General features: G+C 56.0%; 11 protein-coding genes. 8 read left to right on the top strand and 3 right to left on the bottom strand.

Features of this window, described 5'->3' with window-relative positions; all coding sequences use genetic code 11:
• Position 1: 1 nt before the first annotated feature.
• Both CGZ80_RS25680 and map read left to right on the top strand, forming a co-directional pair.
• Complete coding sequence (locus CGZ80_RS25680) at positions 2 to 754, top strand: ankyrin repeat domain-containing protein (protein WP_094418537.1); 753 nt, start codon at positions 2 to 4, stop codon at positions 752 to 754.
• Between the two features lie 163 nt (positions 755 to 917).
• A complete protein-coding gene (map, locus tag CGZ80_RS25675; protein WP_094418536.1) occupies positions 918 to 1,667 on the top strand; it encodes a type I methionyl aminopeptidase in 750 nt (249 codons plus the stop codon).
• Positions 1,668 to 1,673: 6 nt separating this feature from the next.
• Here map and dgt read toward each other — a convergent pair whose 3' ends face one another.
• Positions 1,674 to 2,816 (bottom strand): dGTP triphosphohydrolase, encoded by a 1,143-nt coding sequence (dgt, locus tag CGZ80_RS25670; RefSeq protein ID WP_094418535.1) that lies wholly within the window; start codon positions 2,814 to 2,816, stop codon positions 1,674 to 1,676.
• Between the two features lie 346 nt (positions 2,817 to 3,162).
• Between dgt and CGZ80_RS25665 the strand changes: the two genes are divergently transcribed.
• The 5 genes from CGZ80_RS25665 (at position 3,163) to CGZ80_RS25645 (ending at position 9,288) form a co-directional block, all read left to right on the top strand.
• On the top strand, positions 3,163 to 5,232 hold the full coding sequence (locus CGZ80_RS25665; protein ID WP_143544158.1) for a hypothetical protein: 2,070 nt from the start codon (positions 3,163 to 3,165) through the stop codon (positions 5,230 to 5,232).
• 255 nt (positions 5,233 to 5,487) lie between these two features.
• Positions 5,488 to 5,985 carry a thioredoxin family protein gene (locus tag CGZ80_RS25660; RefSeq protein WP_233148674.1) on the top strand — a complete coding sequence of 166 codons (498 nt, stop codon included), beginning with the start codon at positions 5,488 to 5,490 and terminating at the stop codon, positions 5,983 to 5,985.
• Positions 5,986 to 6,184: 199 nt separating this feature from the next.
• A complete protein-coding gene (locus CGZ80_RS25655) occupies positions 6,185 to 7,381 on the top strand; it encodes a glycosyl transferase (RefSeq protein ID WP_094418533.1) in 1,197 nt (398 codons plus the stop codon).
• A gap of 353 nt (positions 7,382 to 7,734) precedes the next feature.
• Positions 7,735 to 8,427, top strand: a complete 693-nt coding sequence (locus tag CGZ80_RS25650) for a zinc ribbon domain-containing protein (RefSeq protein WP_143544157.1) — start codon at positions 7,735 to 7,737, stop codon at positions 8,425 to 8,427.
• 24 nt (positions 8,428 to 8,451) lie between these two features.
• Positions 8,452 to 9,288: a glycosyltransferase family 2 protein gene (locus CGZ80_RS25645; RefSeq protein ID WP_233148673.1), complete on the top strand. Its 837-nt coding sequence runs from the start codon at positions 8,452 to 8,454 to the stop codon at positions 9,286 to 9,288.
• On the opposite strand, the gene CGZ80_RS25640 is transcribed toward CGZ80_RS25645, so the two are convergent.
• Positions 9,285 to 10,082 carry an undecaprenyl-diphosphate phosphatase gene (locus CGZ80_RS25640; protein WP_233148672.1) on the bottom strand — a complete coding sequence of 266 codons (798 nt, stop codon included), beginning with the start codon at positions 10,080 to 10,082 and terminating at the stop codon, positions 9,285 to 9,287. The two genes, CGZ80_RS25645 and CGZ80_RS25640, sit on opposite strands and share 4 nt — an antisense overlap.
• 91 nt (positions 10,083 to 10,173) lie before the next feature.
• Here CGZ80_RS25640 and CGZ80_RS25635 point away from each other — a divergent pair, with 91 nt between their 5' ends.
• On the top strand, positions 10,174 to 11,268 hold the full coding sequence (locus tag CGZ80_RS25635) for a DUF368 domain-containing protein (protein WP_094418530.1): 1,095 nt from the start codon (positions 10,174 to 10,176) through the stop codon (positions 11,266 to 11,268).
• Here CGZ80_RS25635 and CGZ80_RS25630 read toward each other — a convergent pair.
• Positions 11,183 to 12,586 (bottom strand): hypothetical protein, encoded by a 1,404-nt coding sequence (locus CGZ80_RS25630; protein WP_094418529.1) that lies wholly within the window; start codon positions 12,584 to 12,586, stop codon positions 11,183 to 11,185. The genes CGZ80_RS25635 and CGZ80_RS25630 overlap by 86 nt on opposite strands.
• Positions 12,587 to 12,685: the final 99 nt, after the last annotated feature.

The following is a 12,685-nucleotide window of genomic DNA, read 5'->3' as shown; positions in this document are numbered from 1 at the left end:
TGTGAATCAGAAAGCATTGGTCAAAGCGTTCGCGAGCGCGATCCGCACGGGCAATGAGAAAGCAGTTCAGAACGGTTTGTTGGATGGGTTTCCAATCAACGAACGACTGTTTGATGGTGGCAATCGCACGGCCCTACAGTTCGCGATCCAAAATAGGCGTTACAAGATAGCGCTAATGCTGCTCGATCATGGGGCGGATCCAGACGCCCAAACCGATCAGTTTCAGGCGACTGCGTTGTGCGAAGCTTGTGAGGAAGGGGATCTCGTCGCGGCCAAACTGTTGCTCGATGCGGGGGCGTCGCCGGATATTCCAAACGAATACGGGATCACGCCACTGATGGAGGCAGCGTCGGCGCCAAAGAATGCTCAAGAATTGGTTGCCGCTTTATTGGCTCATCACGCCTCGGTCGGCCCCAACAAAAATGGCAGGAATGCGTTGCATTCGAAGATCACCGATCCCAAGGTGGTTGACTGTTTAGTGGAAGCCGGTGCTGATGTGAACGCGGCATTTCATGGTAGCACTCCGCTGATGAAAGCGATGGAGAGCCCACAGCCAAAGGCGAACGTCATCGCAGCCTTGGTGAGCCATGGTGCAGGCGTCATCGGTTGCACGGCGATCGAATTCGCACGAGAGAAGCAACTGCCGCCTGCGTTCATCAAGTTGCTGGACGCCGGAGGCGGCTCGGCTGCGAAGAAGAAGGCTGCGAAGAAGAAGGCTGCGAAGAAGAAGGCTGCGAAGAAGAAGGCCAATTAGCGTGTTTGGAATACCTCCTTGTCTGCGCCGTTGGCTCGAAAGGGCCGTTTCGCTGTGATTTGGTCTTGTCAGCGAGTGATCGGATCGATTGAACTTGCTGGTGAATTTGGCAACCGTCCGATCTTTTCACCTACTTTGTTGCTTGCCCCGAGGACCTGTATCAATGACCGTCGAAAATCAGCACGATGTTGATGGAATCATGGCAAGCGGACGTGTGGTCGCCAAAGTGCGTGATGCGATGCTTGGCGCGATCGAGCCGGGGATGACAACGGCAGAGTTAGACCAATTGGGTGCCGATCTGTTGCAGCAATTTGGTGCGACATCGGCACCGCGAGCAATTTACGAATTTCCGGGCGCGACTTGTATCAGCATCAATCGCGAAGCGGCGCATGGCATTCCTGGGCCTCGCAAGATCGAGCCGGGTGATGTGGTGAACGTCGACGTCAGTGCAGAACTCGATGGCTACTTTGCGGATACGGGTGGGACCGTTGTGGTGCCACCAATTTCGAAGACGAAAGCGCGGCTCTGTCGAGCGGCGGAGCTCGCACTGAAAAATGCTCTTGCCGGTGTTCGTGCTAACGCACCGATCAACCGGATTGGTCAAGCGATCGAGTCGACCGCAAAAGCGCATGGGTTCAAGGTGATCAGAAACCTTGGAGGCCACGGCATTGGCCGAAGCTTGCACGAGGAGCCAGAGGGGATTGTCAGTTGCTTCGACGCGGCCGACCGACGAAAACTGAAATACGGCCAGGTTTTAGCCATCGAACCTTTCTTGTCGACGCACAGCACTCGCGTAACCGAATCGCACGATGGTTGGACGTTGCTGGGGCATCCTGACAATTTGACGGCGCAGTTCGAGCACACCGTGATTGTGACGAAAGGTGCTCCGATCGTGGCGACGTTGTCCGCGTAACGGCGACTACCAATCGGCCAGTGGTCCGGTGCTGCCGTCGGTAGCGTAGCGATATTGTTGATCGCAGAAACTGTCGGTCATTCCGGCGAGGTATTCGCCGACGACGGCGGCGACCGGTTGATCGTCACAGCGTCGACGGAATCGAAGCGGTAATCGTTCTGGCGCGTTGACCAGGACTTCGAACATGTCTTGAAGCCGGTGGTATGCGGCCCGGCGAACCGGTATTAGCCGTGGGTGGCGATACACCGCGTCGAACAGGAACGCTTCCAGTTCGGCACGTTCTCTGCTGAGTTGATCGCTATGTTCGAGACGCACGCCAGCGTCACGGATATCCGTTGCCGATTGCCCATTGAAGGTAATCAAGCTTTCGGTCGCTTCTTCTAGGAAGTCTGTGACCTGCAAATCGATCAGTTCGTGGACAAGCAACTGTCGCTGTTGGCGCACTTCGCCGGAACCTTGTTTCGCGGCGATCGAAGACATCGCGCGGCGGACGATCGCGAGTTCACTCAATTCGCGCATCGTCAGCAAGCCCAACTGCAATGCGTCATCGACATCTGCGGCGTCGTATGCCATTGAGTCGGCGGCATCAACAAGTTGGACTTCGAGCAGTGGGGATCGTCCGACGGCGGCCTCGGCTTTGTGGGCGCGGACATCTTGGCCGTCAAGGATTTCGCGGGTCAGGTTCAGACCAGGAAATGACTCGTAGCGTTTTTCCAATTGTTCAACGATGACCAACGCAAACGCGTTGTGAGAAAAACCGCCGACGTGCTGCATACAATCGCTAAGTGCGTCTTCACCACAGTGACCGTAGGGTGGGTGCCCGATGTCGTGGACGAGTGCGAGTGCTTCGGTCAGGTCTTCGTTCAATCGCAAGACGCGAGCCATCGTGCGAGCAATCGACGCGACTTCGAACGTGTGGGTCAAACGGGTGCGGTGATAGATCCCCATCTCGCCGGTGAAAACCTGCATTTTGCCTGACAGCCGTCGAAACGCGCTGCTGTGCAGGATGCGGTCCCGGTCACGTGCAAACGGCCCACGATAGGTGTGATCGGATTCTTCATATTGACGCCCAGCGGTATCGCGACTGTGCATCGCGAACGATGCCAGCAGCAAATGTTCGCGATCGTCGTAACGCCGAGTGTCCAGCATGGGGGATGTAAACAACTTTAACGACTTTAGGGTCTGTGCCCGCGAAAAATGGCGGACGGTGGGGATTTACGTTGACTGGAATTCCTACAATTTAGGTCACATTTCTATGATGCATCCTAGCGATCTGCCGCTGTCAGGCCCACACCAATGTGTCCAGATCACTGTAGTTCCGTGTTAAGATAAGAAGGCCTCGCAACGAGTCCTCGGTGGGCGGCGCGGCCTGTCGTTCCCACCACGGTCGTCCCAAATCCTGAGCGGTTTTTTGTCGTTTCAACCTTTCACTGTGACCTGCGTTACCTGCGGCAGTCGGCTAAGCGTTCGACGTGAGTCGCTCGTCGATCGCATCGTGGCCTGTCCAAAATGCCAATCGATGGTGCAGTTGTCGCGTTCGATGGCCGATGTGGTGCCGCCGATCGCGATCGGTGATCGTCCGGTCGATTCGGACGCGATAACCAAAGATTCATTCAGCAGCGAACCGCCGCTGCCTGATCCGGGGCAGGCAGCCCAACCGGGGTTCGGTGCCGCGAAAACAACCGCGCCCCCGCCTGTTGTTGGTGATAGCGATACCGTCGCCAATCTGTCGGGAGCGGCGCCGAGCGGCTTTGCTGATCCCAGTGGGTTAGACACGTTCACAGACGATGGCGCGGATGGGACGAATGCCGCGGCACCGCCGTCTGAATTCGGAAGCACGCTGGATTGGCAAAGTAATAAATCTGCCAAGAGTCGTCGGCTGGTTGTCATCGCGTTGTCTTCGGTCGCAGCCATCTTGTCGATCATCATTCTGTTGACTGTCTTGTTGCGCGATGATGGGAATGGCCAAGTCACGCTCGATAATCCGGCTGAGAGGCCAGGCCAGTCGGAGTCGGATCAAGCAAATACGGATGATTCGAGCTCCGCCGAAATCGATGATGTTGATGGTCAGCCGAGCGTTGCTGAAACTCCTACCGAGCCAGCTGAATCAGATGCCACGGACGTGAGTGATACCGACACGAACATTGTGGAGCCCGACCAGCAAACCGACACCGAAACATCGCAGCCGACGGATCCGCCAGGCAATCCCTCTGCGATTCCCGGTGATCTATTGCCGCAGAATCCGTTGCTGCCGGATACCCCATTGCTACCCGACAATCCGCTCTTGCCTGGGAATCCACTCGACGGATTTAATCCGGCTCAGCCTGCAACGCCGGGGGGCGATCGCGACGAGGGTCCCGAAGCGCCAACATTGACCGAATTGCCAGACGCGTTGAAACCGTTTTTAGTCGGGATGGACATTGACCGCCCTCACCTCGCCAGTGACGCGCCCGCCCCGAAAACCATCGACGAAATCGAACTCGATCGGGCGGCGTCTGACGACTTCAAATTGGAAGTCGCCGTTGCGGCGCCGACTCCCGTCAATCTGACCGCGGCACTGGGCGTAACGATCGCGTTCCAGCCCGCCAGCCCGGACGGTTATCCACTTGGTGACTTTGCAATGTTGCTGTCCCAGATGACTGGCGTGCCAATCGATGTTGAATGGATTTCGTTTGACCTTACGGGGACTCCGTTGACGACCCCCGTACCGTTGCCGGTTGGAAAGTGGGTTGATATTGAAGAGGCGTTGACGTCTGCTTGCGAGGCGATTGGTGCGAGCTTCGAAAAGCAACCTTACGGCGTCCGCGTGCATCCACTCGAGGACCGATTTGCGGCCGTTCTGACGGACGCGATCGACTTGAGTGATTTGGACGACCACGCATCGGCTGTCAAACTTGCTCGACAACTGTTGCGACAGACGGACGAGAATGTTGATGCCGTGCAGGTTCCTGTGGAACTTGGGCCCAAGCAACTGTCGGTCTTGGTTTGCGAAGCGATTCGACGGGTTCGTGGAAAACCGGGAAAGGTCAGCGACGAGAATGTGTCGCGATGGCTAGGTTCCTATGAATCGCAAGTAAAGGCATGGCCAGAGCTTTCCGGGGGCGATTCTGGTGGGGCGACGGACGAACCTTTGGCGATGTCATCATTGATTCGTCGGATCGCTCGAACCAACGGGGCAACGTCTTTCGTCAATTGGTTGGAAGTCAGCAAGCGTGCGCTCGGGCCAGGCGATTTGATGATGCCAAAGATGGGGCCAGGTGTTTCCGCCGCCGATGCCCTTGCCGAGGTGTTGGCACCCGAAGGTTTGCAGGTGCGTGTTTGTGATGCCAAACATTGGTGGGTCGGCACACAGGCCTATTTTGATCGTTTGCCGGTGGTCGTTTGGGTTGATGATGCCAGCAAGGCGAACAAGTTTCTCCGCGTTGCAGAGGGCGCGATCGGCGGTGCGGCCATTGATCAGCAATTCACCGCTTCGGTTGCAATCGATCCTGTCAGTGGCAAGTGTTTGGCAGTGTTGCCGAGGTTCTTGTTACGACAGATGCCACGTCTGATGTCGCTGGATTGAGCTGTATTGACTTGATTGAGCTGGGGGGCATCCGTCAATTGGGCGGTTCGGTTTAGGCCAGCTGTTCCGGCTGGGCCGTGGCGGCACGAGGGGTTCAAAAAAATGCTTTCATCTGGCGGATCCCCCGTTTGCTCCGTCATTTCTAAGAAGCAACGTTTGGCCGAGCGGGCTGTAGCGTCAGCCGCTGATTCCTGAAAACTCCTGGGTTGGCTGACCGGCCGAACGCGATTTGCTTTCATCCGTTGGTGAATAGAAATGAAATATGTGTTGCTTCTGATTGGCGTGGTGGGGTCGATCGCGTTTCTCGCGATGGCGGTTGACTTCGGCGATTCGTCAGAGTCTGGAGGTGACAGCGAGTCCGCTGAGGTGACGTCCGCTTCTCATCAGGTCGACCCATTTGACGATGCCGAATCGGGGTCGTCTGGGTTGGTGTTGATGAAGTTTGGTGCGCCGTGGTGTCCGCCATGTCGCATGGTCGACAAAGAGCTGGTTGACCTGGCGAAAGCGAACCTGCCAGTGGAAGTCCGAAAGATCGACGTCGACCACCGTCAAGACTTGGCAGACCAGTACGACGTCAGCAGCATCCCGCGACTGATTTTGAAAGAGGATGGCGAAGTGATCGGCGATCTTGTCGGTTATCAATCCGCGGCACAGTTAGAAGCTTGGATTCGTGACAACGCGTCTCAGGAAGCCTTGTCGGCGTCCAATGAACCGAAACTGCCGACCGTCTATGCGAACCCGTTTATGAAATAGGTCGCTGCTGACACAGCGGGCCGTTTGCGGCATTCTGAACGCCTCAATCGCACCCAATCAGCGTGATCTGGCTGGTTGGTGCGTCTTGAATGGGGTTGATTGATACCTTTGATGCGCGGAAACTCTGTCCACGCCCTCTCACGTCAGGCCACTGTGGCAGACGCAGGCGTGGATCATTTTTCAAGCTTCGGGGTGCATCATGCCTGACTTCTATCAGCACGAATTGATTACAACGATCCACGACTTGCAGACCGGTGGGTTGGATCAGATGGAAGAGATGTTGCGTTCGGCGACGCAGCAATCAAAAGTGGGTTTGGTGTTGCCGGTGACCGCATCTGATATGCGCGCAGAACCATTCGGACGCATCGTAGAAGAGCTTCGTGGTGCGGACTATGTCGACACCATCGTGGTTACGTTGGGCGTCGCGCCGAGTGAAGCTGACTACCAGGAGACACTTCAAAAGGTCGCCCCGCTTGGCGATCGTTGCCGGGTGTTGTGGACCGACGGGCCGAAAGTCCAAGGGCTCTATGACCAATTGATCGACGCGGGGATTCCGGTCAGTACGCCTGGAAAAGGGCGCAGTGTTTGGACGGCGTTTGGCTATCTGCTCGCCGATCCGTCGATCGAAGTATTCGTTTTGCATGACTGCGATATCGTCGACTATGATCGAACGTTGTTGTCGCGATTGTGTTTGCCAATGGTGCATCCGGCGCTCGATTTCGAGTTTTGCAAGGCGTACTATGCACGCGTGACCGATCGGATGCATGGACGTGTGGTTCGGTTGTTGGTCATGCCGCTGCTTCGTGCGTTGATGAAGATTTATCCGGACAATCGCTTCGTGCATTTCTTAGCGAACTTTCGCTATCCGCTCTCCGGTGAGTTTTCGTTGACGCGAAACTTGGCGCGATCCAACCGGATTCCTAGTGATTGGGGATTGGAAGTTGGCACGTTGGCGGAGGTGTTTCGCAACACGTCGCTGAAGCGGGTTTGCCAAGCTGACCTCTGCCGTTTGTATGAGCACAAACATCAGGACGCTTCGTTGCACAACAAGCAGGCGGGGCTGATGAAGATGGCGACGGATATTTTGACGACGATCTATCGCACGTTGGCTAGCCAAGGCGTGATTCTCAGCGATGGCGCGTTCATCACATTAAGAAGTCTGTTTTTACGAACGGCACAAGATTGCATTCGCCAATATGCCGCCGATGCCCGGATCAATGGTTTGGACTACGACCGACACGGCGAAGAAACGATGATCGACGCATTCGCGAGCTGTATCACTGCTGCGGCCGATATCTTTCGGGCCGACCCCAACGGCGCCGAAGCGATTCCAAACTGGACGCGTGTTCGTGCCGCCTTTCCAGATTTTGTCGATCGTCTGAGGGACGCGACGTAGTCCTTGTGGGCAGCCGCCCGTAGGGCAATCGCTGCTACAACGGGAATAACCCGATCAGTGGAAATTAATTCTGTCACCCGCGACAGCTGTGACGCGAGTGAGAATCTGGACAGAGACGGCGTCCGGAGAAGAATGGAGGAAACATTCCTGCTGGGCAAAAATCTGGTTAGAATTCACGGCGTGGCGTCTTGAAACGAGGCGTCACCCGTTGGGGCTTTGGCGTTCGGCCCTGCTTTTCCCCATTGAGCGTCTTTCCCACGCACTCCTCCGTCGCGTCCAAACCTATGCCGATTCCGATTCGTTGCCAATGCGGTCAATCTCTTGCTGTGAAAGAGCAATTTGCCGGACGAACGGTGAACTGTCCCAAGTGCAAGAGTCCGATTAAAGTGCCCGTTGCTCCGGCCGCACAAAGTGTTGGGACGACTGCTGCTGGGAACCCTCTGAATGACCTTTTTGATGAAGAGGGCTTCAGCAACAACATCGCGGCCTTGTGCCCGAACTGCAACGCAGAGATGTCTGCCGAGGCGGTTCTATGCACCAAGTGCGGGTTCAACAAAGCGACTGGCGAGATGGTTCGTGGGCACCTGACGGCTGGCTTGGATATCACACCCGGGGCGCTTGCCCTTGAGCGTGCAGCCGAAGACATGCGGCGGGCGGACAAACTGCAACGTGACATGACAGAAAAGGCTGGCATGCCGTGGTGGATGTTGGGCCTGATTCTGTTCATTCTAGGCAGCGCGACCGCACTGGCTGTGATGGCGCTGATGTCCGCCAACGCGGTTGAAGGGAATTCATCCTTCAATGCCATGCGGACGTTCTTGCAGCTTTCTGGGACCGCTTGTGCGATGGTCTCATTCGGCGCGTTCGGCAAGCTTGTTGTGGAAGCGTTCAAGGAGAACCGTAACACCGGTTTCCTTTCTCTGACGGTGGTCTATTTGTTCTATTTTGTCTTCCAAAAGCCTCGTGGTCGCATCGGCGCGTTCATCGTGATGCTTGTTCTGGGAGGCGTTGCGGGCGGCCTACTTGCGCAAAGCCAACGAGTTTAGTGGACTGTTGGTTTCGATCCGCAAATGACGAATTCGAGCAGCGAAACACTGGAGCAACGACCGGAGCTTTCGATTGTCATTCCTGCATACAACGAGCAGGAAAACATCGGGCCATGCTTGGACGATCTGATGTCGACGTTGGTCGACCAATTCGGTATCCGCACCGAAGTCATTGTGGTCAACGACAATAGCCGTGACGAAACGGAATCGGTTGTGTTGGAACGCAAGTCTCGCTGGCCGTCAATCCGTTTGATTCGTCGCCAACCGCCAGGTGGATTTGGGCGGGCGATTCGAACGGGTTTGCAGTATGCACGCGGCGAAGTGATTGTCATCTATATGGGTGATCGCTCCGACCACCCCATCGACGTCAAACGCTACTATGACACCATCCGTGAAGGATATGACTGTGTCTTTGGATCGCGTTTCGTTCCGGGGGCTGAGGTCAAGCGATATCCACGGATCAAGTTGGTCGTCAACCGCATTGTCAACAAGATGGTCCAGTGGATGTTTTGGACTCAGATGAACGACTTGACCAATGCGTTTAAAGCTTACCGTAGCGAAGTCGTCGATCGCTGCGGGCCGTATCGCGCATGCCATTTCAATATTACGCTTGAGATGTCATTAAGTGCGCTGATCAGTGGCTATCGGATCAAAGAGATTCCGATTCGATGGGAAGGACGCACCTGGGGATCGACCAATTTGCGAATGCGTGAAATGGGGCGGCGCTATCTCTGTACGTTGCTGATGTTGTTCTTTCAGCGTGTGCTGATGTCGGACGATGTGGTCGCCGAAGGCAACCGTGACGTGCGAGATACATTCGAGGTTCATCAGTCGTCGCAAGTCGGCAACGTCGCAACTTAAACCAAGTTCATCCAGCCAAGGGCAAGGACGATAATGCCGGCCGGGATGCACCAAGCGGCGAACCAATGAAGCCGTTCTTGGCGACTCCATCCGATCAGCCATTTCAGTGCGAAGATGCCGACGACAAATGAGATTAACGCTCCGGCGGCAAGTTCCACCGGGCTGTGCGAAGGGGCGGATTCTTCCAGTACGTCTTTGATTGCCAAAACAGTCGCGCCGGAAATGGCCGGGATGGCCAGCAAGAATGAAAATGTCACCGCGTCGTCCGTTTTCAGGCCCAGTAATCGACCGCCAAGGATGGTCGAACCGCTGCGGCTAATTCCTGGCAGAATCGCAACCGCTTGGAAACAGCCGACAATGATCGCGCCGACAAAAGAGAGGTTTTGGTAGTGGCCGTCGCGCTGCGGAAGTTTGCCTAACACGATGAGCATGCCGCCGGTCACAAGCAGCATCGCACCAGCGAGCATGGGGCTTTTCAAGATCATTGGAAACTGTGACTTGATCGTCAGACCGATGATCACAGCGGGGATTGTGCCCACGATGATCAAAGGGATGACACGTCGATCGCGGCTGAGCAGGTCGAGGATCCGACGCCAGAAAACAACAAGGATCGAACCGAGTGTTCCTGCGTGCAGGATGATTTCCATTGTGGGTGATTCGCTTTGCACTGCCCCGGTAAGCTGGTGGAAAATCGCCCCGATGATCACCAAGTGACCCGACGAACTGATCGGCAAGAATTCGGCGATCCCCTGGACAATTGCCAAGACGATCGTTTGGATTATGTTCTCGACCACGGGCTGAATCTGTGATTTGAGGCTTAGTGATGCTGCGAAGGAAACTTGCAGCCAAAGTATTTCTTGCAGCATAGAGAATGGGAACCACCCGATGACCGCCGCCGACCAGAAGCCGCAGCACGAGGCCGCATTGTCCGAACAAACCGCCTCCAATGCCGAGATTCGTGCCAATGCCGACATTGCCCAGCAGCCTGACAGCCGGCAGCCTGGTCGTTCATCCAACAACGCTCCAAGCGGGATGACGCATGATGTCATCAATGTCGTTCGGGGGTTCTGTATGGGAGCCGCGGACACTGTTCCTGGGGTCAGCGGCGGAACCGTCGCGCTAATTCTGGGGCACTATCAACGGTTGATCGGAGCGATTCGGCGAATCGATAGTGACGCGGTCTCGATGCTTTTCAAAGGAAAGTTTCGTGAAGCCTTTGATTATGTTGATGGACGATTTTTGGGGGCGCTCGGCCTGGGGATCGGTACCGGGATTGTGACGCTTGCCGGGCTGATGCACTGGCTGCTCGATAACCGCATGCCAGAGACGTTTGCGGTGTTTTTCGGGCTGATCATCGGCAGTGCTTGGATCGTACGCAAGTTTATCTCCGCTTGGTCGCCCGCCGGTGTCATCGCCGTGGTTGCAGGCGCGGCGGCAGCAGTCGCAATCGGTCGATTGTCGCCCACGGATGGAGGCGGATCGTTGGCGTACCTGTTTTTCTCGGCATCGGTGGCCATTTGCGCAATGATTTTGCCCGGTATCAGCGGCGCATTCATCCTGCTGCTGCTTGGCGTCTATCACCCGATCACAGGAATGATCAAAGAGCTCGCAAAGGGACAGGTTGATGCCAACGCACTCATGTCGCTTGGTGTGTTTGCGTTCGGATGCTTGTTTGGGCTGCTCGCGTTTTCACGCGTTTTGCATTGGCTGTTGCACAAGCACAAAGACGTCACGATGGCAGCGTTAATCGGACTGATGTTGGGAAGCGTTGAAAAGCTTTGGCCGTTGCAGATGCCAACGCCGGAAACCGCATCGCTGAAGATGAAAGAACGCGTGATGGTTTCGGTGCCGCCGGGCGAGTGGGACGGCAGTTTGGTATTGCTGGTGGGGCTCGCTATCGGCGCTGCGGTAGCCGTTTTGGTTCTCGAGCGATTGGGCGAGGCGTTCCAGGCGAATCATCCGAATGAAAACGTCGGTTAAAGATCGACGGGTCAAAAGGGTTCTCTACAGTCGGTGACGGATCGACCTTTTCGCTGATCCGTTGGAGCGGCGCGTTCGCAAAGTGGGGGACGTCATGTGGTGGCAAGCTAGCGGCTTGATCTACAGTCCCCACTTCGTCCGCCCAAGGGTTTGGTGCACTTGGCGTATTGGCCGCGGTCGCGGGGGGATAACTTGCCGAGTCATTCCATGCCGAATCGGTAGCCCAGGGATTTGGGGCTGACTCGGGTCGCTCGATGATGTTTGCGTTTCGAGTCGGGCTAGCCGTTTCTGTGATGGTAGACAGCCACAGGTCGAGGTAGCGCATCATTGGCGAATCGGACTTGCCGAACGTGTGTTTCGGCCCAGCGTGTCCGTCGAGTGCTCGGTTGCGAATTTCGCTTTCCTGCGGGTTTTGGCGATCAACGAACTGCAAAATCTCTGCAATGTTGTCGCGTGCAGTCGATTCAGGGGCCCACCTAGCACGAGTTGGTGGGTGGAATTGAAAGGCGCGTTCGTTGTTGTCGTGTTTGCTATGGCAACCGCTACATCGGTTCATAAAGATCGGTTGAACGCGAGCTTGGTAAAAGTACAGCGACTCCTCATCGATACCAAGTGATTCGGTCAAGTCTGGCAGGGCCTTCTTCAGGCCACCTTCCGGCACCATGTCATCTGAAACCGGCGACTCGTGAGAGACCGTTTGGACTGATCCATCGTTTCCACTGTTTGGGTTGGTCGCGCGGTCAAGTTCTGTTCGAAGTCGTGCCGCAATCTGTTTCAGCAGCCGTTGTGTTTCGAAGTCATTTGGGTCAATCGATCGCGCCAGCAATGCGTCTTTGGCAGCTTGTCGGATCATGTCGTTTCGCAGATACCAGCGAACGTCACGTTGGATCCCTTCGATGTCGCTAGCAAAACGATTGTTTGTGCGATGCTCAACCAATTTGTCGAGTGTTACGGCGATCAGGCCAACTTGGCTTCTTGGGATTCGGATGACCGACCCGTCACCGCGTTTAATCTCGATCTGTTCACCAAGGACGAGGACGCGGCCGACAAGCAGGTTGTCGTTGCGAAGCAGAACGTAAGACTCAGACGCGGGGACATCAACGGGTTCCGCTTCGACAATGCTAGCGGCGGCATTTTCGCGGACCGAAGGGAGGGCGGCTGGCAATTGTTCTGGCGTTATCAAGTCCGGGAACGGAAATGCATTTGGTGGTGCCGCTGGTGCCTGGGATACGCCGAAAGCTAGCGGCGCGACCAAAAGTCCGGCAAACGCAAATGCGGTCCGAACGGATTGGCGGCGATGTCGCAGTGGGCTGGGCATGGCAAAGGCAATGGTCGGCAGGAACAATTCAAGATCTCTTGACGGGCGCGTGTTGAGGCCCTCGCAAACAATGCTGCTAGCAAGATTGCGCGAATTCTG

It is taken from the genome of Rhodopirellula sp. MGV, assembly GCF_002251265.1.
Classification (GTDB): Bacteria; Planctomycetota; Planctomycetia; order Pirellulales; family Pirellulaceae; genus Stieleria; species Stieleria baltica_A.
This window is presented reverse-complemented; position numbering and strand designations above follow the sequence as displayed.